We start from the raw sequence: 26316 nt of genomic DNA, 5'->3' as shown, positions 1-26316 counted from the left end.
AGTATTATGGCTTACAGTAATAAAATTATTGATCATTTTGAAAATCCTCGCAATGTGGGATCATTTGAAGGTTCAGATCTTGAAGTTGGAACAGGCTTAGTCGGCGCGCCTGCCTGCGGAGATGTCATGAAACTCCAAATTAAAGTTAAAGATGGCATCATTGAAGATGCGCGATTCAAAACTTTTGGATGTGGCTCTGCGATTGCTTCTAGCTCTCTTGTGACTGAATGGGTAAAAGGCAAAACCCTTGAAGATGCCTTAGATATCAAAAATACAACCATCGCTCAGCATTTGGCTTTACCACCTGTAAAAATCCATTGTTCAATGCTTGCCGAAGATGCGATTAAGGCCGCTGTTAAAGATTATCAAGATAAGCAAGAAAGATCCAAGGATGGCGATGTCTAATCTGCATGAAAAGCCCCCTGTCCTTCAAGTAACGGATGCCGCCGTTGAAAGAGTTAAAACGCTTTTATCTGCGCGTGGAAAACCTTCTTTAGGCATCCGCATTGGGATCCGAACAAAAGGCTGTAATGGACTTTCATATACTTTAGAATATGCGGATGAGAAAAATTCTTTAGATGAAATTGTCGAAGCTAAAGGCATCAAAGTTCTCATTGATCCTAAGGCGTTACTCTTTCTCTTAGGAACAGAGATGGATTTTGTTCAAGATCAAGTTCAATCAGGTTTTATCTTTAAAAACCCGAATGAAAAAGGTCGCTGTGGGTGTGGAGACTCTTTCCATGTCTAGTGACTTTTTTTCAAAAAATTCTTTTGAGAAATTTGATCTCCCTCTGAACTTAAACATTGATCTTGAAGATCTTGAGCAACGCTATTTCAAGGCCCAACATCACTATCATCCTGATCGCTTAAGAACCTCTAATATATCATCAGAAAATACGATAACCGATTATGCCGCCGCTTTTAATGAAGCTTATCAAATTCTAAAAGATCCGCTGAAACGCGCAGATCACCTTTTAAAATGTCTCGGATGGCTTGTTTCTGATGAAACTTTAGGAAGCAAGCAAGATCCTCATTTACTCACTTTCATGATGGAACTTAATGAAAAAATTGAAGGTGCCATCACGGAAGAAGAAAAAAAGCAGCTTGAAAGCTTTCTTGAAAATGAAATTCACCATAGTTGGCAAGCTTTAGAAAATTCAATTGATAAGCAAGATAAGGATATGGCTCTTACTTGCTTCATGAAATTAAAATACCTCCACCGATTACACCTCAACTTAAAGTAAAATAACAATGCTACTTCAACTTGTTGAACCTGGACAAACCCCTCTCCCTCATGCTCAAGAAGAAAGCTTTGCTGTCGGGATTGATCTTGGCACAACACATTCTCTCTTGGCTTTTGCCGCTGAAGAAAATGTTCCTCAGCTTATTCCACTTCAAGGAGAACGCCTCATCCCTTCTGCTGTTTATTATACTGAGGCAGGCTCTCCCATCGTCGGTAAAAATGCTCTTTCCATGCTCTCTCAAGATCCTGACAATGTTGTGCGCTCCATTAAAAGGTTCATGCATCATGCCAGTCAACGCCATATTTTGCGCAAACTTTCTTTAACCCCTGTCGAGATTTCTTCCCATATTTTAGCTTATTTAAAAACACAAGCTGAAAGACAATTAGGACATCCTATTCATAAAGCCGTGATTACAGTTCCCGCTTATTTTGATGAAGCCGCGCGAACAGCGACGCGTGATGCCGGTCGACTTGCAGGCCTTGAAGTTCTTCGCCTTGTGAATGAACCCACTGCTGCAGCTCTTGCCTATGGCCTTGAAAAGAAAGCTCAAGGCATTTATGCCGTCTATGATTTTGGCGGGGGCACTTTTGATCTTTCTCTCCTGAAGCTTCAAGGCGAAGTCTTCCAAGTTTTGGCGACAAGAGGCGATATGAATCTGGGAGGGGATGATATCGATCACGCCATCTACCAGAACCATTTCCAAGAGAAAGGGCTCTCTCTTGATCTTAAACAAGCTTTGTTTATCATCCGCCTTCTTAAAGAAAAACTTACCGACGAAGAGGAAGCATCCCTTACGCTCGAAAATCAAGCCTACACCTTGACCCGTCAGCAACTTGAGACCCTCACTCTTCCCTTTATCGATCGCACTCTTGAGCATTGCCAAAAAGCCCTTAAAGATGCAAATATTCAAAAAGAAAGCATAAAAGGAGTCATCTTGGTTGGTGGCATGACACGGATGCCTCTTATCAAAAGGGCTGTCGAAACTTTCTTCGGCAAAAAGCCTCTTGATGATATCAATCCTGATGAAGTCGTGGCGTACGGAGCTGCGTTGCAAGCGCGAGCGCTGACCCAAGGAAGCAACAATCTTCTCTTGGATGTCACCCCTTTATCCTTAGGACTTGAAACACTTGGAGGTGTTGTTGAGAAAATTATTGAGCGCAATTCTCCCCTTCCTGTGAGCAAAATACAAGAATTTACGACCCATGAAGAAGGCCAAACAGCCATGCTTCTTCATATCGTCCAAGGAGAACGAGAACTCGTCCAAGATTGTCGGTCACTAGCTCGGTTTGAGCTTCATGGCATTCCTCCTCTCCCCGCCGGCATTGCGCGCATCCAAGTCCAATTTACCGTGGATGTGGATGGGTTGCTAACTGTAACGGCGAAAGAGAAAACAACAGGCATTAGTCAATATATTGAAATTAAGCCTTCTTATGGTTTAAGTGAATGCGATCTTTTAGAAATGATTTCAACCAGCCTCACCCATGGCCACCAAGATCTTGAGGCGCGCCTTTTAATTGAAGCCAAAGTCGAAGCAGAAAGAATTCAAAAGGTGACGCTGGATGCTCTGGAAAAAGACCAAGAATTGCTAGAAGAAAATGAAAAGATTTTGATCCTCTCTCTGCTAAGAAATCTTGAAGCAGACCTTCACAGTGCAGATCGTACGACAATTCAACAAACCACGGAAAAATTAGCCGCCGCAACGCACCCCTTTGCTGTCAAAAGGATGACTTATCATTTAAATGAAGCCCTCAAAGGCAGGGATGTCACGACACTATAAAAAATTTTATCTCTTAACAATCGTGTGTTAACGTTAAAATCCATAACTAAGAAAGGAATCTCTTATGAATTCAATTAAACTATTTCTGGCATTAAGCATCTTTCTCTTCTCTCCTCTCACTTTACAAGCTCATAAAAAAGCACCAAATCAAGCTGAAGAAATTTCTTGTGGAACAATTGATATGTTAGGCCTTGAGGCCCTCATGAAGGCTAAAACACCCTTCGTTTTAATTGATGCGAGAACTGATAAATATTTTGATGGCACTCTGATTTCTGGCGCAACGCGTCTTCATATTGAATCGACTCAAGAAGAGATCGACAATCTTCTTCCGGAAAAAAATACCCTTATTGTTGTCTATTGCGCGGGTGTTAAATGCCCTGCCAGTAAAATGATGGCAAGCCGTTTGCTCAAAGAAGGCTATAAAAATATTATTGATTACCACAATGGAATTCGTGAATGGAAAGCCCATAATAAGCCGATTGAAAAAGCTTAACGAACGACTATAAATAAGGAGCCCAGTTAAGAAGCTGGACTCCTTAAAAAAATTATTTCCCCTTCTCAAGAATCATTCTCTTTTTAAAATATTTTTTACTTGCAAAACGTTTGATTTCGCCCTATCTAGGCAAGGTTACCAAGCATGATTGTGCGGTCGTGGCGGAATTGGTAGACGCGCAGCGTTGAGGTCGCTGTGGAGGAAACTCTGTGGAAGTTCGAGTCTTCTCGACCGCACCAAATTTCTTTTTCCCTTTTAATTTTAAAAAAATAATTCAAAATTTAACAGGGAATTCCATGCTCTTATACGTGTTTCAGATATAAAATTGAGACGAAGATTTATCTAAATCCCAAATCAAAATTCAAAGAAATTATCTTTTATCATAAAAATGTCAAATCGTTAATAAAGATGCCTTTTTGCAGGGAAGAATTATTTTATAACTATTTGATTTATATTATTTATTTATTTGATATTTGCACTGAATTTTCTTGATATTTGTATCATTTTATGATAGTCTGGTAATAGGATGATAAGAGAGTATTTCGCATCTTATAGGTCAAACCCTATAATCCTTTCAGTCCCTCTCTCAAGAGTCCTAAAGAAGAAGAATAAGACTAAAAATAGGGATTTAAAGCCTTACTTAGGAGAAGAAACAAAAACTCAACGCTCTTTTTGAGCGAATACTCTCTCTTTGCCAAATGAAAGTGAGGGAAAACCCCTCAGTGTGCGTGACAGGCACGGTGAAAGTGAGGGGGTGGAGCAGAGCGATGGGGATAGCAATCTTTCTCTCGTCATCCTCGTGTGCATTCCGAGGATCTCAGGCAATCAAATGGTGTAAGCAAGCACCAGAAAGTCGTTCAAAGAACATGAAAATGTCCCAAGAACGACCAAAGAATTCTTTTCAACAGATGATGTGAATGCGTGCACTCGATCTGAGGAAGAATAAAAGGGTCTAGGACCCAAGAGAAGAAACAGGATGTGATGCAGAAAGGAACATTCATTCCGTATCTTATCTCCAAGACCCATCTTCTTTTCGAAGAGAAGAACAAACCATAAACAATATAAAACAGGGAGTAATAATAAAATGATGATGATATATGACCACATAGTAAACGTTAAGAATAATCGAGGATTCCACCTAGGGGAAGATTCCTCAACCTTAGAAAAAGAACTTCTTCAGAAAGAGTTGAAAAGAGAGTGGAAAGAGAAGAAGATTTGTTTTCCTTCTCTGAGAGAGCACAATCAAAGGCCTGATCATCACCCCTTTAACCGGTGGTGGGACCTCACCTTCGGAGATGAAGGAGACACAGATCGACTGCTGATTGGCGAGTCCTATCGGTCGCTTGAGATTCTCGCTCCCCGAGAATGACAACGATTGGAAACATTGGATGAAAGAAGAATATAAAATCATAATAAGAAAAATTGGAACTAAATGATTAATAAGTTATTTACTGTAGAAATTCATATTAAATACTTTCTCATCATTAATATTTTTTTAAGAAAATATTGGCATTCTAATTATTATTTTAAAGGAAATAATTTCATGGCACTAAAATGGTCTCAATTTACTAAATTAAGCTTAATTTCTATTTTGATGTTAAACTTATTAACACCATCTATATCCTTGGGTTCAGACGGTAAATCTAATCCTAAGAAGAGAGGGCCAACAAGCGAGTTAACGGAGAGTAAGAATAAGAGAATAAAAGTAGAATTAAACGCTGATGCTGTCAGAGAGTTACTTAGCCAAAACGAAAAAGAAGATGTTTTAGACATTTTAAAAAATGAAGATATTAAGACATCAATAATTAAAGAACTTTTAGCTAAAAAAGATGAAATTGGAAGAAGAATTGCTTTCTCTATCGCAAAAAGTATCTATTCGAAAACTGAAACACTTGGAAAGCTTAATGCTAAAATTGAAGAGATTTTAAATGATCACTCTGAACATAAAAAAGCCGATCCTGGTGACTCTTACTTTCGTACGAAGAAAAAAGAAGATATCGATAAAATTGTAAAAATAACGATTGAAACACCGGGGGATTATTCCTATCGCTCAGATGGAAAAAAATGTGAATTTTCGGTTATTAGAAAATTCTCAGTGGACGAAGTCCAGAGCTTAATTGGTCATAAAAATTTAGGATATGATAACTCCAATAATTCCTATGTTAATCATGCCGTTGTTTGTTTTGGAATTAATGAAGTAAAGAAAGAATTTGGAAAACCTTTTTGGTCAGGATTGACGTCTTTAAATACAGCTTATCCTAAAGAACACTCGTAAACCTCGCATAAACAGAGTCAGAAATACCATATTTTTGAGCAATCTCTTTAGGAGAATCTCTATGAAAATCACAAACTTGAGCAAATACAACATATTCGGCTTTTTCGTACAAGTCAGTCGCAAGAGCAGAAGAAAGAGTATAAGAATACAGATTTTCTAATTTCCGAATTTTTCTTTTTTGTTGGAAGTCTAATTCTTCTAAACACTCATTTTTTAAGTGGTTCGGTTGTCTCAAAATATTTTGGAAAGAACACCAATTATTAATTAACGTTTCTTCAGAATATGTATTGACCAATAATGGATCGTGAGGAAATTCTTCTCCAAGGTTTAAAATATCCTCTTTAGAGGACAAAGTCCTTTTCGGGTGTGATTGAAGACCTTGTGATTGTTCAATATATGAATCTGAAGCTAGAGACTTTTCAGAAAATCCCACAGCAACTATAAATGAAAAAATAAAATGGGCAGAGTTTTTGAGAGATAACATCCTATCGACCCTTTGTTTATTCGCACTCTTTAAATGAAAAATGTAGAATATTTTTTCTTATCTGTCAATCTTTGAAGGATTATAAAGCTCTCACATCACCTAAATGATATTTTTTTCTTCTGAAAAAAAAGGGGTATCGTGTCAGCCTTATCATTATGGTAGTATATATAAAGTTTTAATGAGAAATGAACCTAACCAAGTATGAAAATTAATTATAAATAAAAATTTAAATATAAGTCTTATTCTAAAATATACCCTCCCAAACATTAGTATTTTATTAAGAAAAAATCATTATTCTAATAATAAATATTTAAGGAATAAAAATTTATGATTTCTCCAAAATTTCGATTTTTTACGTTCATTCTTTTTTCCATTTTTACAACCTCTCTCTTAATGCCCATAGATTCTTGGGGAAGTCTAAATGAGAGATTTTCAAAAATAGAAAATAAGAAAAAAAGAGCACGAACTGAAATCCAAGAAGCAAATGACGATGACATAAATCCCAATGCTGAAAAAAAACCTAAAACGGCTAAAATTCAAGCAATTGATATAAAATCAACATTTGAGAAAACAACCGTAACTATTGCTTTTTTAAAGTTGAAAAACACCTCTATCAATCCAAATGAAATTCATGATCTTCTAACAGCTGGTGGGGAAATTGGAAAAAAAATAGCTTTCTCAATTGGACAACGTACTTATAAAAAAACCGTCTACAATAAAATAGAACAAGGAAAAAGAAACTTTAAAGGGTTTATAGGACATATTAAAGCGAATCATATTGAGTCTGAAAAAATTAAAGCTAAACAAGATAAAAGCTATTATTATGTTAAAGATAATTCGACGGCAGACCAATTACTCGAACAAATCACAAAAGAAATTATAGATAACCCAACCAAGTATGAATTTCGCGCTAATAATTTTGATTGTAGCTTATCAATTATAAAAGATTTTTCCTCTTCGGAATCTCAAAAAATCTTTGGCAGAGATACTATAGGGCATGATTACTTAACGAATAAAGATGTTAACAGCGCACGTGTCTGTATTAATGTAGACGATATTGAGAAAAAAGCTGGCGACATTACTTGGTCAGGCGGTGAATTAAAAACTTCCTTTCCTGCTCAATGAAATAATTAAGTATTTACTTTAGATTTTCATACTTCTTCAATAGGGATTTTATACTAACCATTTTCTCCTCAGAAAGAGAACGATCTTCTGAAAGATGGAAAACTTGGGCAATTGCAACTTTATAGGCACTGTTCTCATGCTGAGATGGAAAGATGCTTGGCATTGTGTGAAAGGAGAGATTATCTAATTCATCTATTTTAGATGTTTGTTGGGATTCTAATTCAACTTTATAGTCAAAATTTTCTAGTCCCATTCTAGTTAGAAAATTAAGAAGATGAGCCCAATTCGTCTTTAATTGCTCCTCTGAATACTCTTTTGCTACAAGAAGCGAGCCGTGTGGAAATTTTTCTATGGCTTGTAAAATAATCTGCTCTGTAGATAAATTAGGCGATCTTTTAATCTCATTAATTAAATCATCCACACAGGAAGCATGACTCATCTCAGAAAATCCTATCGCAAGAATAAATGAAAAAATAAAACGAGCAGAGTTTTTGAAAATTAACATCCTATCAACCCTTTGTTTGTTCGTGCTTTGTAAGTAAAAACCTAAAGTATTTTTTCTTATCTGTCAATCTTTGGAAAAATGTAAGCACCTCGAACGGCCAAAATTACATTTTTTCTCTTTGAAAAAAAAGGGGTATCGTGTTGCAGTTATCATTATGTTAGTGTGCATAATAGTTTTATTAATATAAAAATGAACTGACCACGTATGAAAAAAGACCTTTATTTAAGTGCCCTTGATTACCATCGTTTTCCTAAACCCGGTAAGCTTTCATTGACGGCGACGAAACCACTTGCCAATCAAAGAGACCTTTCTTTGGCATACTCTCCCGGTGTGGCGGCAGCTTGCGAAGAAATTGTGCGGGATGAACAGGAAGTTGCTCATCTCACCGCACGCGCGAATCTTGTCGGCGTTATTACAAATGGGAGTGCGGTCCTTGGCCTTGGCAATATAGGCCCATTAGCCGCTAAACCCGTCATGGAAGGGAAAGCTGTTCTCTTTAAAAAATTTGCCGGAATTGATGTTTTTGATATTGAAATCAAAGAAGATGACCCTCTCAAATTGATTGATATCATTGCAAGCCTTGAGCCCACTTTTGGCGCTTTAAATCTTGAAGATATCAAAGCTCCTGAATGTTTTTTAATTGAAGAAGAACTCAAAAAACGACTCAAAATCCCCGTTTTCCACGATGATCAACATGGCACTGCCATTATTGTGGCAGCGGCTGTCTTAAATGCCCTTGAACTTGTAAATAAGAAAATCACTCACGTAAAACTTGTCACTTCAGGAGCCGGCGCTGCCGCGCTTGCCTGCTTAAAACTTTTAACAGAACTCGGTCTTCCTAAAGAAAATATCTTTGTGACAGATCTTGAAGGCGTGGTTTATGAAGGTCGTGAAAAAGGAATGGACCCTCATAAAAAATGTTTTGCTCAAAAAACCGAGGCTCGCCATTTAAGCGACGTCATGGAGGGAGCTGACATCTTTTTAGGCCTCTCAGCTGGTAATGTTTTGAAACCTGAGATGATTGCTAAAATGGCTCCCTCTCCTCTTATTCTTGCTTTAGCAAATCCCACTCCGGAAATTGATCCTCTGACAGCAAAAATGATTCGTCCTGATTCGATCGTCGCAACAGGACGCTCGGATTTTCCGAATCAAGTTAACAATGTCTTATGCTTTCCTTTTATTTTCCGAGGTGCCTTAGACGTCGGAGCCACCCAAATTAATGAAGAGATGAAGTTAGCTTGCGTCCATGCTCTTGCCAATCTCGCAAAAGCTGAGTTATCTGATATCGTCGCTCATGCTTATGGAGATGATGAGTTAATCTTTGGTCCTCACTATATCATCCCAAAACCTTTCGATCCCCGATTGATGACTGAGATTGCGCCTGCTGTGGCAAAAGCAGCCATGGATTCAGGCATTGCTACGCGCCCCGTAGATTGCCTCGAGGCTTATAAACAAAAGCTAAACGAACATGTTTATCGATCCGGCCTCACCATGAAGCCTCTCTTTACCCAAGCCAAAAAATCACCAAAACGAATTGTTTTTGCCGAAGGTGAAGAAGAACGCGTTTTACGCGCAACCCAAATTATATGTGATGAAGGATTAGGATATCCCATTTTAATTGCACGTAAGAATGTTCTTGAAACAAGACTTCAACGCTTAGGGCTACGGATCATTCCCGATAAAGACTTTGATATCGTAGATCCTGAAAAGGATCCTCGTTACAATGATTATTGGCAAGACTATCATGCGCTTTTAGAACGCTCAGGAATTACGCCTGATTCTGCAAAACTTATTGTGCGTACGAACTCGACAGTCATTGCTGCCATGATGCTCAAAAGAAATGATGCAGATGCGATGATTTGTGGTATCTATGGGCGTCATCCCCATCACCTAAATCACATACAAACAATTATTGGACAAGCTTCTGATATGAATGTGTGGGCAACCTTAAATGCCGTTGTCACTGAAAAAGGAGTCATTTTTATCACCGATGCTTACGTCAATGAAGAACCCACCGCTGATCAATTGGTCGAAATCACAAACTTGGCCGCCGCAAAAGTACGTGAATTTGGAATTATTCCAAAAGTGGGCCTTCTCTCGCACTCTAATTTCGGCACCAGCAATTCTGCTTCTGCCTGTAAAATGCGAACCGTTTTAGAGCAATTACGGCAGCACGTCCCTGACTTGGAAGTGGAAGGAGAAATGCATGCTGATGCTGCTCTTTCAGAGATTTTACGTAAAAAAATATTTCCTCACTCTCAACTTCAAGGAAGTGCAAATCTTCTTGTGATGCCTAATTTGGATGCAGCAAATATTGCTTTTAACCTTGTTAAAATTATGGCGGATGGCCAAAACATAGGACCAATTTTGTTAGGAGCCTCTAAAGCAGCCCATATCGTCACACCTTCTATAACGGTTCGAGGCCTCCTCAATATGACAGCTGTCGCTGTCGTAGATGCGCAGATGAAAACTTCTTCTAATACTCTTTTGAAAATAGGAATGTAGTTATGGTCACAGAATCCTCTTCTCTTCCTGAAGATTCCCTCACAGAAAATCTTTTTGGTGTTTCAGAAGAACGTCTCTCCGCCATTTCACTTGCCCTTGAAAATAAAGAAGATATAAAAGTTCATCAACTCATTGAAGACTTGCATGCGGCAGATGTTGCAGATCTTATTGCATCTTTACAACCAGACCTCCGTGAACATTTTGTAAGCACGATTAAAGATTCTCTTAATCCTGAGATTTTAGCAAATCTGGATATCCCCACCAGAGTTCACGTGCTTAAAATGCTCGGACCTGAACTCATTGCAGATGCTTTAAAATCACTTGCGAGTGATGATGCCCTTGAAGTTCTTTCTTCTCTCAAAACAGAACTTCAGGAACGCGTCCTTCAAGCAATGCTTCCAAGAGAGCGCACCATACTTGAGAAATTTCTAAGCTATCCAAAAGATAGTGCAGGTCGACTTATGCAACGTGAATTGGTGTGCGTACCGCCTTTTTGGACGGTAAGTGAAACACTCCAATTTATTCAAAATTCTCATGATTTACCTGAAAATTTTTATACAATTTATATCATTGATCCACGCCAGAACCCCTTAGGCGAAATTTCTCTAAGCCTTCTTTTACGTCATCAACCTGACACGATTGTCTCAGACATTATGCATCATGACATGAAGCCTATTCTTGTGACAAAAGATCAAGAAGAAGTTGGTTTTGCTTTTCGACACTATGGCCTTGTCTCTGCCCCCGTTATTGATGAATCTGGTCGCATTGTTGGAATGATTACCCTTGATGATGTTGTTGATGTTATTGGCGAAGAAGTAGAAGAAGATATCCTTCACATTTCGAAAGTTCATGAATCAAATGTCAATGAACCCGTCAGCAATACTGCTTATTGGCGTATCCGATGGCTCCTCATTACCCTCATTAATACTCTTATTGCCTCATTTGTGATTGCACAATTTCAAGTATCAATTCAAAAAATAACCGCCCTTTCCTTTCTCATGACGATTAACGCCGCAATGGGAGGAAATTCTGGAATGCAGGTTGTTACAATTGTTGTAAGAGCCATCGCCACACGCCAGTTACGCGAAAGTGAAATTTGGCGAGCTGTCTCGCGAGAAGTTCTTGTAAGTTTGATCACGGGAACGTTTTTTGCATGTCTTCTCGGCGGAATTGCCGCCTTATGGGTGAATGATCTATGGTTAGGCGTCATTTTAGCCGTTGCGCTCTTTTGCAATATGTTATGGGCTGCTTTTGCAGGCACAATGCTTCCTATTGTAATTCATCGACTCGGCTTAGATCCCGCGGTTAGTGCCGGCCCCATCTTAACCACAACAACAGATGTTTTTGGATATGCAATATTTCTTGGACTTGCGACTTTAATTTTGCTCTAATAACGCTTAATTAATGATAAGAAAAAGTAAAAGGGGAAGCATATGTCTAAAAATGAAATTTGTATTGTTGCCGCAAAAAGAACACCCATGGGTGCTTTTCAAGGCTCTTTAAGTTCTGTTACTACCGTTGATCTGGGGGCCCACGCGATTCGATCGGTTCTTGAAGATATTCCTTCCCCTCACCCCACCATAAAAGAAGTTATTATGGGCTGTGTTCTTCCTGCCGGCTTGGGACAAGCTCCCGCAAGACAAGCGGCAATTACTGCCAAACTTTCATCAAGTGTAGGAGCGACCACAATTAACAAAGTTTGTGGATCTGGCATGAAAGCAATCATGTTAGCTCACGATCAAATTAAAAGTGATGAAGAAGCGACCATCATTGCCGGCGGTATGGAGAGTATGAGTAATGCCCCTTATCTCCTTTTAAATGCGCGTAAAGGTTATCGTGCAGGGCATGGTAAAATTTTTGATCACATGATGTATGATGGTCTTGAAGATGCTTATAAAAAAGGATGTTCAATGGGTGTTCTCGGAGAGATTGCCGTCGAACAATGCCAACTCACACGTCAGCAACAAGATGAATTCGCAGCCCTCTCAGCAAAAAGAGCGTTACAAGCCATTAACGAAGGTTGGTTTCAACCCGAAATTTCACCCCTTTCCATCAATGTAGGAAAGGAAGTAAAGGTCATCTCAGAAGATGAACCGCCGACACGCGTAAAGTTTGATAAGATCCCTCTTCTTAAGCCTGCCTTTAAAGAAGGCGGCACCATCACAGCTGCAAATTCAAGCCCCCTTACAGATGGCGCTGCTGCAGTCGTTTTAATGACCACCTTGAAGGCAAAAGAACATAACCTCTCTCCTCGCGCTCTTATTCGAGGTCACGTTACTTATTCTCATGAACCCGATTTGTTTACATTAGCCCCTATTAATGCCATTAAATTATTGCTTAATAAGGTTAATTGGAAAATAGAAGATGTGGATCTTTTTGAGATTAATGAAGCTTTTGCCTTTGTTCCTATGGCTGTCATACAAGAGTTAAAATTAGATATTAATAAAGTCAATATACATGGTGGAGCCTGTGCGTTAGGCCATCCAATTGGGGCAAGTGGGACACGTATTATTGTTACTCTTCTTCATGCCTTAGAACGATATAACCTAAAACGGGGGATCGCAGCACTTTGCATTGGGGGTGGAGAAGCAACAGCAATTGCCATTGAAAGACAAGAGCAATGACCTTACGAGATAGTATAACTGCAATCTTTGTTGTATTTTTGTGGTCAACAAGTCTTCTTGTCCAAAAATTTGCAGCAACTCATATCTCAAACTATTTTCTTGGTTTTTTGCGACTTTTACCTGCCATTCCTCTTCTTTTAATTTATCGGAAACCACCTCATCAATTATGGCGTTATTTAATTGTTGGATTTTTCTGGAATATCTTAAACTTCCTCTTCATTGGTTTTGGATTTAAAGTAGGAATTAGTGCAGGTATTTCTTCATTTTTGATACAAACAAATGTCTTTTTTGGTGTTCTTTTTTGTTATCTTTTTTTACAAGAAAAAGTTCATCTCTTTGAAGTGATTGGGATGGTTATTTCTTTTTATGGAATTTATTTACTAACTCAAGATAGTTCCAACACTTTACACAACAATACCATGATCGGTATAATCTCTATCTTACTTTCATCTATTTGTTGGGGAATTGGTTTTACACTTCTCAAAAAAATGAAAATTGGTGCTACTATGGCTGATAATGCATGGCTTTCAACCATTTCTGTTCCTTGTTTATTTGCAATTATTTCAATATCTGAAGGTCCGCAACAAACCCTGCTTGAATTTTCTCATTTAAGCACTATTGGTATTGCATGCGCCTTATATGTAGGCATTATATCAACGATTTGTGCAAGTTACTTATGGTTAAAATTAGCACATCGAATTACGACGGCTCAACAAGCTCCCTTCATGCTTCTTTTACCAATATTTACATGCATTCTTTCTTCTATATTTATGCAAGAAATGTTAACATTCTCTCAACTTTTAGCGGGTGTAATTATCTTGGCTGGGGTCTTTGTAACCCGATGTTACCCTCTCTTAAAGCGTTTTAAAATAGATGCTTTTTTAATTAAACTTAGAGTTATGCCTCATGATTGATTTTGAGAAACTTCGTATTTTTTATCATGTAGCTAAAGAAGGCTCCGTAAAACGAGCGGCGCAAACTCTAGAGAAGAATCCGACTTCTGTCTGGAAGCATATTATGGATTTAGAGCATTATTTTAAAACAAAGCTTTTTCTTCGACGCAAGAAAATTGGATTAGAACTCACTGAACTCGGTAAAAACCTCTTTAAAGACGTCAACAATTTAATCCCAAGCTTAGAAAGAGCATGCACTCACTACGCTCAAGAAGAAAAACCTAAAGATGATCTTTTTATTATTACAACGAATGGTGTCGTGAGTATTTGGTTAATTCAAAAACTAAAACCATTCCTTGAGTATAAACAAAATTTAAAGATAAGAATTTCAACAACAAATTCAGAAGTTGACTTTTTAAATTCTAAAGCTGATATAGGTATTCTCTCTAAGGTTAATTATTCTGAAGGATTAACCCAACAAAAACTCTTAACCTATCATAGTAAGCTTTTTGCAAGCCAAGAATATTTAGATAAATATGGTATTCCTAAAACATTTGATGATTTAAAAAATCACAAATTAATCAGTTTTTATCCAGAACTTCCTGGTTATCGAGGCAATGTAGATTGGCATCTTCAAGAAAATATGCCTCTTCATACTTTACGTGAAAGTTGGCTTGCTGTGAATTCGGCTGTTTGTCAACTTGAAGCGGCCCGACAAGGGCTTGGAATTCTTGCAATTCCAAAAGAAACTCCTTTACTTCAAGATGCTGGTTTAGTTGAAGTTCTTCCTAATGAAGTTGGCCCTACTTTTGATGTTCAATTTATAACGCGGGCAGCTGACTTCCAAAGTCGCCTTATTCGTGAATGCTATGAATTTTTAAAATTATAGGAGTTGAAAAACCAACTTACTGTGCTACGATCCATTTTAGCATTACTAATATCTTCATCAGAAAAAATAAAGTAATGATTTTTTATGAGGAAGGTTCATGAAAAAATCAATATTTTCTTCAGCTTATTTCTTTATGCCAACTTATACAGTGGGTTTTTATTATGATTCATTTATTTGAAGCACAACCTTGTGAGAAACGCGCCTTACTTCTAAGAACACGCTTAAATAAAGCGCTTATTTCTAGTTTAATCCACCTTTTAGAAGCCGCGGAAGAAGTGCTTTCAGCCGAAGTTTATCAACTTTCTATGAGAAATTTAAATTCTCTTAATTCTGAGAAAAAAATATCGGGTTTTTTGCATGCTTTAAATGCCGCCCTCTCACAAGCTTTTACACATGAAGATATACCTACTATAAAAAAGATAGCTCAGCATATTTCTGAAAACGATTTTCAAGTTGAGGGCATTAATTTTCTTTGGGTTAATACTTTACCTCCTTATTTTAGTGAATTATTTCAAGAAGCTTCAAATTTTGAAATCCCTGGGGGCTTAACTTTTACCCCCTCCTCTCTGGAAGGTCATCAAAGAATTAAATCTCTTTTTCAACAAGGATTAAATCTGATTTCACAAAGTTGTGAAGATCTTTATAAAGAAATTTCTGTGTTTCTAGGCGAAATATTAACCTTTAATACCTCACGAACAACAAGATACGGCTCTAGCTTCAATCTTCTTGGTTTAATCTATATTAGTGAATCTTCCCCCTTTGAATCTCTTGCAGACGTTGTAGATGCTTTTGCCCATGAAACTGGACATCTATATTTACACTCTTTATCGGCAGAAGATCCTTTAGTGTTAAATTCACCAGAAGAGCGCTATCCTGCTCCATTTAGAGAAGATAAACGTCCTCTTATTGGTATTTATCATGCAAGTTTCGTAGGATCCCGAATTTTATATGCTCTAAGAGCTCTTTATAGAAGCAAATTACTCCCAGAAAACGAGCAGATACGTTGTGCGACTCTTATCGAATACTATCAAGTTAAATATACTTCTTCACTTGAAACTGTCCAAAAACATGGAAAAATGACCACTTTAGGGCAAAATATTCTGAATTCTAGTTTAAAATTAGCGAGCTAACCAACAAAATTATCCAAATTTTTGCGATAAAAGTTTCTTGTCGCGAATTTTTCATTTTTTACTTTGCATGTTAACGTAAGATATGGTAATCCCTTAAGTAATAAGAAGAAAAAATTAAATTATCTAATTTGGAGAACTTAAATATGTTCAATCATCATAAAGTTACTCTTACTGCTAATGAAATTGCCCAAGCTCTTACACGCATGAATTCTCCAGCACTTGCCCCCTTAACTCAAGTTAATGCAAATTCCCAAAAACACCTTTCTGCAGCGGCTTCTTGGGTAGTTAATCGACGCAAGGAAAATTCTTCCCGTCTTTTTTCAACGGCAGTTCACGGTTCTCCTATTTGAGTTTTCAAGGATAAAATCTCTATTTTAGAAAAACTGAAATCTACGTGATCAGGTTATTCCCAAAAAACTTTTATCTTTAATCTTCATCCCCTCATTAAATTCAGATTTTTCTATCTTCCTAGAATACTTTTGCAAGCTGCTCCCAACGCGTCGTGTAACAAGGTGATAAATACTCTCGTTGAGTTAATTTAAACGTTTTCACCTGAAAATCTCCATACATTATGACTGTTTTTCCAAATTTTTCATTAATCTGATCAATCGTTGCCGTAAGCCCTTCTTGCTGTAGGGAAGAGAGATTAAATAAAGAGTATTGTAAACAGGATGGCTCAACTAAACCGCTTAAACACACACCAATTCTTTTATATTTTGGCCCGAAAGAAAAGATCTTTCTCAAGCCTATTTGAGCAGCTCGATGCAATATTAATGTATCATTCGAGGCCACATCCAGCATTACAACATGTCTCTTGGCATAATAAGATTCTCGATGGAAACGATTAGTCTTTATAAAAATATGGACATATGTTGCCAATCTTTTTTCTTTTCTTAATTTTTCTGCAGCTTTTTCAATTAATGCGGAAACAAATGAAGCTAAATCTTCAAATGAAGAAAAAGGATCTTTAAAAGTACGTGATACTAAAATAGTCTTTTTTGAAGATTCTTGCTTCTCTATAGGATAGGCAATCTGCCCGTTAAGCTCCCAAACTATCCTTTCCCCTATCACATTCATTTTTTGACGTATCCATTTTAATGGAACTCTTTTAAGTTGGAGAGCTGTTTCGATATTTTTACTTCTCAGATAAGCTGCATATTTACGTCCTATTCCCCACACGTCACTTATAGGAAGGCAAGCTAAAAATCCCTCGATTTCTCTCTCTTCAAGAAGGTTAAATAACCCACACCCCTCTTTTGCATAAGTATTAGCAACTTTTGCTAAGGTTTTTGTCCGAGAAACTCCGATAGAAATGGGGATTCCTGTCCATTTCTGAACGCGCTGTTGAAGTTCATAACAAAAAGCTTCAATCTCCCCATCTGGAATCTTAGAAAGATCCAAAAATGCCTCATCAATAGAGTATTTTTCGATCAAAGGAACCATCGTTTGTAAGGTTGTCATTACACGTCGTGATATATCCACATAAAGCTCAAAGTTTGACGAAAAAACTTGGACATTATGTTTTTTCACAATTGAAATGAATTTAAAGTAAGGCTCCCCCATTTTGATATTTAATTTCTTTGCTTCATTTGAGCGAGAAATCGCACATCCATCATTGTTTGATAAAACAACAATCGGCCGTTCTTTTAAATCTGGGCGAAATACGCGCTCACACGATACGAAAAAATTATTACAGTCAACTAATCCAATTTTGGGTTTATCTTCATACGTCATGAATGATTTTTTCTCTTAAAAGAAATCTGCCATATTTAAAAAATTAATACATTTACAACTTATTTTCATCTTAATTGATTTACGATCAAGAATCAATAAAAAATGTACTCTTTACAAAAAAATCTAATTTGAGAAAAACTATGAGTAGAATAAAATGAACGAATATGATTCTTTTTTACGGACTCATTTTATTTAAATAATTCAAGATAATAGTGTTTTTTTATATCTTACAATAGCAGAGAGCAAAAATATTGACTTAAATTCCCTACAGAAAAAGGTATTTCATTAAGAACATAAACTAAATTTCAACGAAGATTATAGTAGAGTTGTAGAAGAATTGTGGGGGGTGATTAGAAATCTTTTAGCCTTCCCTGTTATATTTTTTTAAAGTCCCTCCCCTAACTTGCCAATGGAACTTTAAGGCTATGGTAGCCCCCAGCTACTCGGTAAGGCTAATTTAGCAGGAAAAAACACAAATACAAGAGAAAAAGTTATTGTTTTTATTGGTTTTTTATTTAATTTTGCGAAATTAAAACAATATCTCAATTTTTGACATAAATAATGAAATAACTAATTTAATTATTGCCATTCTTATCTCATAATTTCTGTAAATCTGACAAGTAGTTCCATATGCTTTTTATAAAAATTCTCGACATGATATTTTTCTAATTTTCCATGAATAAGTGACAAAATCTTCTACTTAAGTAGTTTTTACTCATGGATAGAATTCTTATTTCTCTTCTAATTTACTGAAGTTCTAATTGTTTAAGGAGGGAAGTTTATGACATTAAAAAACAACTACAATCAATTAAAGAGGAAAAGTTACACAATCTTCAAAATAGTAATTCCGACTCTGATAATTTCTTCTTTTATATTAGGAGAATCAAACGCTTCTGACTATGTAGAACCCGGACAAGGCTCACGCATGAGGATCTATAAGCAAGATGAGATCTCTTTCAATGGAGAGACTGCCGTAATTTTGATTCCTCATCTTGTGAAAGATGGCCCCACAAGTCCAAATGCCTATATTGCACCAAGAAATAAGCAAGTTATGCAAACAGGAGATGGGGATTTTTTATATGATCCTATATCTCAATCTGACGAATTTGATTTTGTCCATGCCGTTGCAGTCGCCGATACTGTCGTAACAATGTACGATCGTGATTTTAATTTTTTTGAAGAGACCATACGCGTAACTACAAACGGTTTTAGGCTTTCATATAATAATTGGCTCAACAGAACTCCTCTTGCAATATTCCCTCATGATGATAGTTCTGAGAATAATGCTTATTTTATTCCCACATCAAAGTCTGGCGGAGAATTGCATTTTTTCCCTTTCAATTCTCCAACAAAAGGACGCGTATATACATCTCGCTCTTTCGATATTGTAGCTCATGAAACTGCTCATGCTGTTCTACATTTTTTCAGGCGTGACTTTGATTACAGCTCTCCACAAACTGCCGCTCTCAATGAATCATTTGGTGATTTAACCGCAATTTTTACCATTTTGACTCAACCATATCTCCGCCATGACCTTCTCATTCAAACTAAAGGAAATCTCCACAACAAATCTTTCCTTCCTCTTATTGCAGAAGAATTTGGAATAGCTCTCCATCAAGGAAATAGCTTAAGAGATGCGGATAATACACTTACCGTTCAGGATCTAGATCCTTCTAAAAATACCCTAGAAGCGTGGGAATCACATTCTCTTTCACGGCTTTTTACAGGGGCTATTTACGATATCCTAGCAGATACATTTCGTGCTCAACTTCAACAGTTAAGAGGACAATTCGAAGATGATATGATTTTAACCGATGTAGGGAATGGACTAAGACGCCTTCTTCTACTTTCAATTATAGAAACTCCCTATTCTAATCCTACATTTGCGAGTATTGGAAATATGATGCTTTCTCTGAGCACACAGTATGATGATTTTAAATCCTTGAGCTCTTATATAGATAGTAATTTTCTAAAACGTGGGATCGACATTCAACTTGAACAAAATGATCTTAATGAACAAGATCGTTTTTACCTGGCATCTCCAAAAGCTCATGAGCCCCACCTCTGCAAATCTTTACGAATGAAAAAAGAAAGAACACCTACTTTTGCAAGTGTTACCGAGGTAGTTGAGTACTATTTTACAACGATAGAGATTGAAGATGAGAAAAGTAGAAAAACCCAAACATCTTATCCTCAGTATACTCAAACAAGTTACGATAGTAGACAAGTGCAGGAAGTAAGAAAAACTAACAAGCCAATTAAACAAACTTTCTTAACTTCTCCAAATAGAGGAAAATTTTCTTCAACAAAAGGCCATCAAAGAAATTCAACGACGTCTAGACGATAAAAATATGAGGCTGTTAATTTTGGCAGCCTTCTATTCAATTTAAATGATAAAAAAGTGAGCTTAAAAACATGAACAGCAACAAAATTTTTCAAAGACTGCTTGCACTTGCATTAGTCTGTTTTCATTGCTTTTCATTCCTCGCGAGTTCATCTATGGATGTAGACGATGAAAATGTTAGAAGGGATGAAAACATCATCAGAGTTGAAAGGGCAGAAAATCCTAAAAAACGCCCCCGTGAAGAACCAAATGAAGTCCTTGATCTTGAACTTTCTCCAAATAAAAAACCTAAAATATTACAAATAAAAACAATGAGTATTGCCTTACTGAAAGGGGATGTTCCTAATTTTGGAGAAAGAGTTAAACGTTACAACCTTAAAAGCAACATTGATGGAGAAGTTTATGTTGAATCTAAGGTTGTTCACGTTACAGGATGGTCTGATTTTATTGTAAAGAGTATTGAAGAAGAAGAAGCTCCTCATCCTATAGAAGGAAATGCTAGCTTATTAAAATCATCGATCATCATCATTAAACATAATGGAAGGAAATTTGCATTCGTGTTTGGAGATGGTCGATATTTATTAAAAAGAGAATTTCTCGAACCCGATTTTGGATTGAAAGTAAGCTTAAATGGAAGTGATGATAATCAAATAAAAAGCATTGAGAGTCAGACTGTTGCTTCCAATCCTCGTTCATCAAGTGTGAGCTATAAGTCTCCGGTTCCATCGCGAAAATTCATGATGAGTTCTACAGATCAATTAAAAGGTATTACTGACAAAAAGTACTCTGGGAAAGGTGCTTATGTGCGCATTGAACAACCTCCACAAACTATAGATGATTTACCTGGCCTATGTGCAACGCTTGAGACACTTTACTCTCGCCCTATTGATGAAGAAAAATATCCATGGGCTAATAAAATTGTGCCTGTTAAAGATTATTCCCTTCAAATGAAACTTGATGAACTCTTAGCAAAATCATTAAAAACTGAAAATCAAGTATCAACCTGGAATCTATTAAGACCATGGGCAGAAGATCCACCCCCTGAAAACGAAAATACGTGCCCAAGTTATTATACGCTGGGTCAATCACACACCGCATATTCAGACCTCGAAACTATCTTTCAAAAATTAAAACATAAAATTTCCAAGCCAAAGACGACAATTGACCGTCTCAAAACGCTGCGAATTAAATGCTATAATAACCAAGAATGTTATGAGTCTTGGAGTGCCTATGAGGCTTTAACATTTGAAACTGAATATAATAATGCAATGTATGTCCTTAATGAAGGGCAATGGTATAAACCTAAACAAGATTATGCTCAAAAAGTGGATGAGTACTTACAGACTCTTTATTCAGCTTCTCAACAAAATACTTTTTTAAAATTTCCCGTTAGTAAGAAAGATGAAGAAGAAGCTGACTATAATGAAAGAGCCGCTTCTTCCTCAGATGGTAAACTATTACTGATGGATAGAAGAGACATACCTGCATCGGCTGCCGGACACAGTAACGTTGAGATGTGCGATCTCCTTGCACAAAGATATTTAATTCATGTAAAATGCGGCACAGATTCTGCTCCTCTTAGTCACTTATTTTCCCAAGGATCTATTTCAGCTGAAATTCTTAAAAGAGATAAAGCCTACAGAATCCGAGCAAAAGATAAGTTTGTCAGGGCAGAATTACTCGAATTATGTAGAGAAGAATGCAAGCCACTTTTTCAAAAAATTCAAAGCGATTTTGAAGACTACTTAAAATCATCTACAGAAGATATTTCTCAAGAAGATAAAAACAACTTCCTGTTAAAACAATACCAAAGCACTTTTGATTCAACCCTTCATATTCCTACGGCTGCAAAGGGAATTGAAAAAGAGAAATCTTTAAAAATGAATAAGAAATTATCTCCAGATCAGATATTAAGACAATATTTCGAAAAGAAATTTTTAGAAATTTTAAGAGATAGATTTAATGAAATTTGTAAAGATTTGAATTCAGATCTCTCCGGGAAAAAGAGAGATTTAAGCATAAGAAAAAAATTAATAGATTGTTGCAAGAAAAACCTCGGAAAAGCATTTACACCAACAATGGATGTTACGTTTCCCAAAAAATGTGAAGAATATCAAAGAAAATTTAATGACTTTTTTGAAGTAGGAAAATTTAATCCAAATAATTATACCATTGTATATGGGATCATCACAGATAAGAAGAATTTAGCTGATATCCGTAAGGTTATTCCTTTTTTCAGTCGTATAAATCTTAAAAGGCATGTTGAATACCTGCACGGGCTTGGATATAAAGGAGTCCTTATAAAAATGATTCCTGTTCATTCTAGTCAGACAACAATAAATTTTCCTGCTCAATCAAAAACTTCGACGGAATAAATCCCATGACAACTTTAAAACATTTATTAGCAAGCGTTTTATATCTATCAATTTCTCTCTGCCATGCGAGTGATGACATCAACGAATTAGGTAAAGATCTTGAAAATTTAGAGGTCTTCGATTCCAAACCTAAATTTGTCGTCAATGTCATTGCTTATGTTCCGACACCATCTGTCTTACCTGATCAAGATTCTTCTGATGAAGAAGATGATCATACTTTTGAGCCAGAGAGTTTTGATTTTGATGAGAATGATCTCACAACATATCCGTTCCGAACGATTAAACCAGGAAAAAAAGAATTATATGATGAAAAAGAACTCGGCATTGTCGAAAGAGTGGATTGTGAAGAACCCAATATTCTTCTAGATAAAGAAAAAAGTAGAGTTGTTTTTCCTTTCCTGCATAAATTAAAAACTCAAGCATTTGATCGTCATGATAACCTACAATTCTCAAGTTCTCTAAGAACCGTTATTGGTTTGAATAGGCCTCGTTCTTTAAGCACTCGCCTGAATAACGTATTATTTCAAGAAATGGCTGCCTCAAAAAATTTATCGGATCCTATTCTTGAACCTTATTATTCTCGGTTTGCATTTTTTTGGAACTATCGATGGTTTGACAAAAAAGATAATTGTGTTCCGTACCAACAGGTGCGAAAATTTTACAAACAACTCAAAAGAAAATCCCCAAAGAAAGCAAAAGTATTTCGCAAAATGACTGAGCAAAAGACTCTTGTGCCTTATCAAGGTCTAAGAGAATACGTGAAGAATCACGCATCAACAAAACATTTCATCACAGAATTTAGAGGAAAATCACCAAGTTCGAGGATCTATTTAAGCCTTTTAGATAGCGATACCCTTAATTTTAATAGTATTTTCAGTTCTTATTTGAGGATCATAAAACAAAATCCTCAAGCAATTACAGCAATGACCACGGGCTATATATTCCAAGGAAATGGATATGATGAAGATTATCCTTTTCATATTGCAAGTGAGATTGACAGAAAAATAAGAGTCTCAGTTGCTAGACACCTTCCTCTTGGTGTTTATTATCCAGAACCTAATTTGTGTATCCTTGTCCCCACAGGACATAAAACGCTCCCCGAAAGTTTCATAGATCCAAAATTAAACGGTGCCTGTGAGTCTGTTGCTTTATTGAGATCTGTAAAAAAAAGAACTGGAACTCTTTTCGTTTTTGCAGATGATAACCCTCTTGTTACTACCGTACCTGAACGTGCTCGCTTAACTAAATCTCATAAAACAGAGATTGAATTTTCTGATGAATTCAAAAAAGGGGCTTCTCCGACAGAAAGAGATATCGAAAGATTGAAACATGTTAGCCAATCTCACTTTAACTCATATGTTTTGCTGACTAATTTATATATCAATCGAGCTTTTAAAATGACCGATAAAAACTTTGGTCATTTTAAAGGAATTCTCAATAAATTTTATAAAACTCCAACACACGAAAATTTCATAGAATTAAGACAATATGTTTCTCAAGAAACACTTAATAGTTTAAGCCGAGCATTTGAAGATGTTAAACAAATAATTAATGAATTTATAGAAGAAAACCAACGAACCCTAAATGAAGAAACCATAATACAAATACTCGAAGACAAAGGAATTGATCTAAGTACTATTGAAAAAGAAAAAATGCAAATATTCGCAGATGAATCTGTCACCAAATTAATTTCCGATGATGTATTAGATTTAGATGAATTGATTGAAGCGCCCATTCAAGCTCTAAGAGATATTTTATATGATCAAGAAATTTTCGAGTTAATGGAAGAGTATAATGTTCCTTTTAGTGAAGCGTTATCCTTATATAACGATTGTGAAGAAAATTTAGACGGATTTCAAACCACTATTGATTTAAGAGATGTTTTATTATTGAACAATTTCTGTGAAGAAAACGGAGAAGATTTTCTAGAACTTGCCGAAAAAGCACAAGAATTTTTGGGATTGGGAGAAACTATTGAGAATTTTATAAAACTCTATCAAGACGACCCTCTTCATATAGAATGCATGATTGGTGATCCTACAGATATTGGTTTAGATCAAGCTCCGGATATAGATCCTGTTGTGATGGAATATTTAGATGAAGACGACATCGCTTGGATTAGAGAGCAACTAGGAGAAACAGATCAAGTTCTTTTTGATACGAATTTAGGCTTGAATGATGAATATGACGAAGAAGATGATGATAGATATGGAGAAGAATATGATTATGGAAACGATGAAGATTATCCCGAAAATAGTGATCCTGAAACTGATGGAGAAAATGATTTTTGATATGTCAGAAAATACACTATAACTTTTAAAGAGAATATTTGAACTTGGACTAAAGCTTATTTTATTACAGTTAGAAAAACTTCTCATTCAGTAATGGAATGATATTGGTGCGCCCGGCGGGATTCGAACCCACGGCCCCAGGATTAGGAATCCTGTGCTCTATCCTGCTGAGCTACGGGCGCGCGGGTAGCACTGTAATACACTTTCACCCAACTTCCAAGCCTTTGTCGTGAGAATCTTCTATAACATAGTCTTTTGTTTTTCTAGAATTAACAGACAATCAATAACGTTCTTAAGCATGTCCTCGTCCGTCCCTGACATATTTTCTTCTTGTGCCACTTCCAGCCGTTCAGCATCATAAGCCCAAAGTTTTAAAATAACTATTTTTTCATCTAGAGAGAAATGTGAAGTTTTCATTACTTCTTGAGGCGTCTCAAAAGAACCTTTCGGATCTAAAATAGCTTGCTTCAGCGTCACCATGTATTTAATTCCTCTTTTTTTCATTATATCATCACATAATTAAATGTGCATTTAACTTAAAAATATCAACTTTTAACCAAAGATTGTTGCAGAAAATAATAAATATTATTAAGAAGATTAATTTGAATGTGATTTAATCTAAGGTTAAAAAATTGAATCTTCAAATTGGTCCTATCAAACTTCAAGGGAATGTTATCCTCGCTCCTATTACCGGGGTTTCCGATCTTCCTTTTCGTAACCTTGTGAAAAAATTCGGGGCCTCTCTTGTCATGTCTGAGATGATCGCTTCTCAAGCGATGATCCGTGAAACACGCCAAAGTCTTAAAATGGTGCAAAAGACTACAGAAGAACGTCCTATGGCTGTACAATTAGCAGGTTGTGAACCTACTGTGATGGCAGAAGCTGCAAGACTTAACGTAGATCTCGGAGCTGATATCATTGATATCAATATGGGATGCCCGGTAAAGAAAATCGTTAATGGTCATGCAGGTTCATCTCTTATGCGTGATGAAGTCCTTGCTGCTAAAATTATTGAGGCAACCGTTAAAGCTGTAAATGTTCCTGTAACTTTAAAGATGAGAACCGGCTGGGATGATAATAGTCGAAATGCTCCTCGCCTTGCAAAGATTGCTGAAGAATGCGGCATTCAGATGGTCACAATTCATGGCAGGACAAGATGTCAACTTTACAATGGTCATTCAGATTGGGCTTTTATTCATCAAGTTAAAGACGCTGTAAAAATACCTGTAATTGGTAATGGTGATGTTAATACTGAAGAAGATGCCGCCGAGCTTTTACGACTTTCAGGAGCAGATGGTGTAATGATTGCACGCGGTTCTTTTGGCCGACCTTGGTTCTTAAATCAGGTAAGCCACTACTTAAATACTGGCCATAAACTTGCAGGACCTACTCTTATTGAGATGAAAGAGATTGTTTTAGAACATTATAATGCAATTCTCGCATATCATACCCCAGACTTGGGCGTAAAAATGGGGCGCAAACATTTAGCTTGGTATAGCCGAGGCCTTCCTAATTCAGCAGAATACCGCGTCAAAGTTAATCAACTACAGGAACCGCATGAGGTAATTTCTTTTATTCATAGCTTTTTTGATACTATTATTGACAATCCTTTATAACCAGTGGCAGCA

Annotated in this window: 23 protein-coding genes and 2 tRNA genes; 20 read left to right on the top strand and 5 right to left on the bottom strand. The window is 36.6% G+C overall.

Annotated features, from left to right (window positions below; translation table 11 throughout):
- Positions 1-6 precede the first annotated feature (6 nt).
- From iscU to J0H12_01930, 8 genes are all read left to right on the top strand, one after another.
- Positions 7-405, top strand: a complete 399-nt coding sequence (iscU, locus tag J0H12_01965) for a Fe-S cluster assembly scaffold IscU (protein ID MBN9412678.1) — start codon at positions 7-9, stop codon at positions 403-405.
- A complete protein-coding gene (locus tag J0H12_01960) occupies positions 398-748 on the top strand; it encodes an iron-sulfur cluster assembly accessory protein (GenBank protein MBN9412677.1) in 351 nt (116 codons plus the stop codon). Before iscU ends, J0H12_01960 begins: the two co-directional genes overlap by 8 nt.
- The gene (gene hscB / locus J0H12_01955; protein MBN9412676.1) at positions 741-1244 is read left to right on the top strand and encodes a Fe-S protein assembly co-chaperone HscB; all 504 of its coding nucleotides are present in this window, start codon (positions 741-743) and stop codon (positions 1242-1244) included. The genes J0H12_01960 and hscB overlap by 8 nt, the downstream gene beginning before the upstream one ends.
- A 7-nt stretch (positions 1245-1251) precedes the next feature.
- On the top strand, positions 1252-3021 hold the full coding sequence (gene hscA / locus J0H12_01950) for a Fe-S protein assembly chaperone HscA (GenBank protein ID MBN9412675.1): 1770 nt from the start codon (positions 1252-1254) through the stop codon (positions 3019-3021).
- Between the two features lie 64 nt (positions 3022-3085).
- Positions 3086-3514, top strand: coding sequence for a rhodanese-like domain-containing protein (locus J0H12_01945; GenBank protein ID MBN9412674.1), 429 nt, complete (start codon positions 3086-3088; stop codon positions 3512-3514).
- Between the two features lie 152 nt (positions 3515-3666).
- A tRNA-Leu gene (locus J0H12_01940) sits at positions 3667-3753 on the top strand.
- An 845-nt stretch (positions 3754-4598) separates the two neighbouring features.
- Positions 4599-4883, top strand: coding sequence for a hypothetical protein (locus tag J0H12_01935; GenBank protein MBN9412673.1), 285 nt, complete (start codon positions 4599-4601; stop codon positions 4881-4883).
- Positions 4884-5057: 174 nt separating this feature from the next.
- Positions 5058-5789, top strand: coding sequence for a hypothetical protein (locus tag J0H12_01930; GenBank protein ID MBN9412672.1), 732 nt, complete (start codon positions 5058-5060; stop codon positions 5787-5789).
- On the opposite strand, the gene J0H12_01925 is transcribed toward J0H12_01930, so the two are convergent.
- Positions 5773-6273, bottom strand: coding sequence for a hypothetical protein (locus J0H12_01925; protein MBN9412671.1), 501 nt, complete (start codon positions 6271-6273; stop codon positions 5773-5775). The two genes, J0H12_01930 and J0H12_01925, sit on opposite strands and share 17 nt — an antisense overlap.
- A 393-nt stretch (positions 6274-6666) precedes the next feature.
- On the opposite strand from J0H12_01925, the gene J0H12_01920 reads away from it, so the two are divergent.
- Entirely contained in the window at positions 6667-7398 is a 732-nt protein-coding gene (locus J0H12_01920; GenBank protein MBN9412670.1) for a hypothetical protein, read from the top strand.
- Between the two features lie 13 nt (positions 7399-7411).
- Here the strand turns inward: J0H12_01920 and J0H12_01915 are convergent, their stop codons facing one another.
- A complete protein-coding gene (locus tag J0H12_01915) occupies positions 7412-7903 on the bottom strand; it encodes a hypothetical protein (protein MBN9412669.1) in 492 nt (163 codons plus the stop codon).
- Positions 7904-8107: 204 nt separating this feature from the next.
- On the opposite strand from J0H12_01915, the gene J0H12_01910 reads away from it, so the two are divergent.
- From J0H12_01910 to J0H12_01880, 7 genes are all read left to right on the top strand, one after another.
- Positions 8108-10408, top strand: coding sequence for an NADP-dependent malic enzyme (locus J0H12_01910; protein MBN9412668.1), 2301 nt, complete (start codon positions 8108-8110; stop codon positions 10406-10408).
- A 2-nt stretch (positions 10409-10410) separates the two neighbouring features.
- Positions 10411-11799 (top strand): magnesium transporter, encoded by a 1389-nt coding sequence (gene mgtE / locus J0H12_01905; protein MBN9412667.1) that lies wholly within the window; start codon positions 10411-10413, stop codon positions 11797-11799.
- A 42-nt stretch (positions 11800-11841) separates the two neighbouring features.
- Positions 11842-13032, top strand: coding sequence for a thiolase family protein (locus tag J0H12_01900; protein MBN9412666.1), 1191 nt, complete (start codon positions 11842-11844; stop codon positions 13030-13032).
- Complete coding sequence (locus J0H12_01895; GenBank protein MBN9412665.1) at positions 13029-13946, top strand: EamA family transporter; 918 nt, start codon at positions 13029-13031, stop codon at positions 13944-13946. Before J0H12_01900 ends, J0H12_01895 begins: the two co-directional genes overlap by 4 nt.
- Positions 13939-14814, top strand: coding sequence for a LysR family transcriptional regulator (locus J0H12_01890; protein MBN9412664.1), 876 nt, complete (start codon positions 13939-13941; stop codon positions 14812-14814). Before J0H12_01895 ends, J0H12_01890 begins: the two co-directional genes overlap by 8 nt.
- 161 nt (positions 14815-14975) lie before the next feature.
- Entirely contained in the window at positions 14976-15944 is a 969-nt protein-coding gene (locus J0H12_01885) for a hypothetical protein (GenBank protein ID MBN9412663.1), read from the top strand.
- A gap of 143 nt (positions 15945-16087) precedes the next feature.
- Positions 16088-16294, top strand: a complete 207-nt coding sequence (locus J0H12_01880; protein MBN9412662.1) for a hypothetical protein — start codon at positions 16088-16090, stop codon at positions 16292-16294.
- A 118-nt stretch (positions 16295-16412) separates the two neighbouring features.
- On the opposite strand, the gene J0H12_01875 is transcribed toward J0H12_01880, so the two are convergent.
- Positions 16413-17678 carry a Y-family DNA polymerase gene (locus tag J0H12_01875; protein ID MBN9412661.1) on the bottom strand — a complete coding sequence of 422 codons (1266 nt, stop codon included), beginning with the start codon at positions 17676-17678 and terminating at the stop codon, positions 16413-16415.
- A 786-nt stretch (positions 17679-18464) separates the two neighbouring features.
- Between J0H12_01875 and J0H12_01870 the strand changes: the two genes are divergently transcribed.
- The 3 genes from J0H12_01870 (at position 18465) to J0H12_01860 (ending at position 24688) form a co-directional block, all read left to right on the top strand.
- Positions 18465-18575 (top strand): hypothetical protein, encoded by a 111-nt coding sequence (locus J0H12_01870; protein MBN9412660.1) that lies wholly within the window; start codon positions 18465-18467, stop codon positions 18573-18575.
- A 1518-nt stretch (positions 18576-20093) separates the two neighbouring features.
- Positions 20094-22397, top strand: coding sequence for a TIGR04141 family sporadically distributed protein (locus J0H12_01865; protein MBN9412659.1), 2304 nt, complete (start codon positions 20094-20096; stop codon positions 22395-22397).
- A 5-nt stretch (positions 22398-22402) separates the two neighbouring features.
- Complete coding sequence (locus J0H12_01860) at positions 22403-24688, top strand: hypothetical protein (GenBank protein ID MBN9412658.1); 2286 nt, start codon at positions 22403-22405, stop codon at positions 24686-24688.
- 105 nt (positions 24689-24793) lie between these two features.
- Here the strand turns inward: J0H12_01860 and J0H12_01855 are convergent.
- A tRNA-Arg gene (locus J0H12_01855) sits at positions 24794-24870 on the bottom strand.
- A 58-nt stretch (positions 24871-24928) separates the two neighbouring features.
- Entirely contained in the window at positions 24929-25168 is a 240-nt protein-coding gene (locus J0H12_01850) for a hypothetical protein (protein MBN9412657.1), read from the bottom strand.
- A gap of 152 nt (positions 25169-25320) precedes the next feature.
- Here J0H12_01850 and dusB point away from each other — a divergent pair, with 152 nt between their 5' ends.
- Positions 25321-26304 (top strand): tRNA dihydrouridine synthase DusB, encoded by a 984-nt coding sequence (dusB, locus tag J0H12_01845; GenBank protein ID MBN9412656.1) that lies wholly within the window; start codon positions 25321-25323, stop codon positions 26302-26304.
- Positions 26305-26316: the final 12 nt, after the last annotated feature.

The organism is Candidatus Paracaedimonas acanthamoebae, from assembly GCA_017307065.1.
In the GTDB taxonomy this organism is placed as follows: domain Bacteria; phylum Pseudomonadota; class Alphaproteobacteria; order Caedimonadales; family Caedimonadaceae; genus Paracaedimonas; species Paracaedimonas acanthamoebae_A.
The sequence above is the reverse complement of the archived record's forward strand: the minus strand, read 5'-3'. Positions and strand labels throughout refer to the sequence as shown.

Bases quoted from the DNA above. Each gene is read 5' to 3' on its own strand.
- mgtE (MBN9412667.1), top strand. From the start codon at position 10,411: ATGGTCACAGAATCCTCTTCTCTTCCTGAAGATTCCCTCACAGAAAAT.
- J0H12_01960 (MBN9412677.1), top strand. From the start codon at position 398: ATGTCTAATCTGCATGAAAAGCCCCCTGTCCTTCAAGTAACGGATGCC.
- J0H12_01880 (MBN9412662.1), top strand. From the start codon at position 16,088: ATGTTCAATCATCATAAAGTTACTCTTACTGCTAATGAAATTGCCCAA.
- J0H12_01900 (MBN9412666.1), top strand. From the start codon at position 11,842: ATGTCTAAAAATGAAATTTGTATTGTTGCCGCAAAAAGAACACCCATG.
- hscA (MBN9412675.1), top strand. From the start codon at position 1,252: ATGCTACTTCAACTTGTTGAACCTGGACAAACCCCTCTCCCTCATGCT.
- J0H12_01895 (MBN9412665.1), top strand. From the start codon at position 13,029: ATGACCTTACGAGATAGTATAACTGCAATCTTTGTTGTATTTTTGTGG.
- J0H12_01890 (MBN9412664.1), top strand. From the start codon at position 13,939: ATGATTGATTTTGAGAAACTTCGTATTTTTTATCATGTAGCTAAAGAA.
- J0H12_01925 (MBN9412671.1), bottom strand. From the start codon at position 6,273: ATGTTATCTCTCAAAAACTCTGCCCATTTTATTTTTTCATTTATAGTT.
- J0H12_01930 (MBN9412672.1), top strand. From the start codon at position 5,058: ATGGCACTAAAATGGTCTCAATTTACTAAATTAAGCTTAATTTCTATT.
- J0H12_01865 (MBN9412659.1), top strand. From the start codon at position 20,094: ATGAACAGCAACAAAATTTTTCAAAGACTGCTTGCACTTGCATTAGTC.
- J0H12_01860 (MBN9412658.1), top strand. From the start codon at position 22,403: ATGACAACTTTAAAACATTTATTAGCAAGCGTTTTATATCTATCAATT.
- J0H12_01875 (MBN9412661.1), bottom strand. From the start codon at position 17,678: ATGACGTATGAAGATAAACCCAAAATTGGATTAGTTGACTGTAATAAT.
- J0H12_01885 (MBN9412663.1), top strand. From the start codon at position 14,976: ATGATTCATTTATTTGAAGCACAACCTTGTGAGAAACGCGCCTTACTT.
- J0H12_01920 (MBN9412670.1), top strand. From the start codon at position 6,667: ATGCCCATAGATTCTTGGGGAAGTCTAAATGAGAGATTTTCAAAAATA.
- hscB (MBN9412676.1), top strand. From the start codon at position 741: ATGTCTAGTGACTTTTTTTCAAAAAATTCTTTTGAGAAATTTGATCTC.
- J0H12_01915 (MBN9412669.1), bottom strand. From the start codon at position 7,903: ATGTTAATTTTCAAAAACTCTGCTCGTTTTATTTTTTCATTTATTCTT.
- J0H12_01910 (MBN9412668.1), top strand. From the start codon at position 8,108: ATGAAAAAAGACCTTTATTTAAGTGCCCTTGATTACCATCGTTTTCCT.
- iscU (MBN9412678.1), top strand. From the start codon at position 7: ATGGCTTACAGTAATAAAATTATTGATCATTTTGAAAATCCTCGCAAT.
- J0H12_01935 (MBN9412673.1), top strand. From the start codon at position 4,599: ATGATGATGATATATGACCACATAGTAAACGTTAAGAATAATCGAGGA.
- J0H12_01850 (MBN9412657.1), bottom strand. From the start codon at position 25,168: ATGGTGACGCTGAAGCAAGCTATTTTAGATCCGAAAGGTTCTTTTGAG.
- J0H12_01945 (MBN9412674.1), top strand. From the start codon at position 3,086: ATGAATTCAATTAAACTATTTCTGGCATTAAGCATCTTTCTCTTCTCT.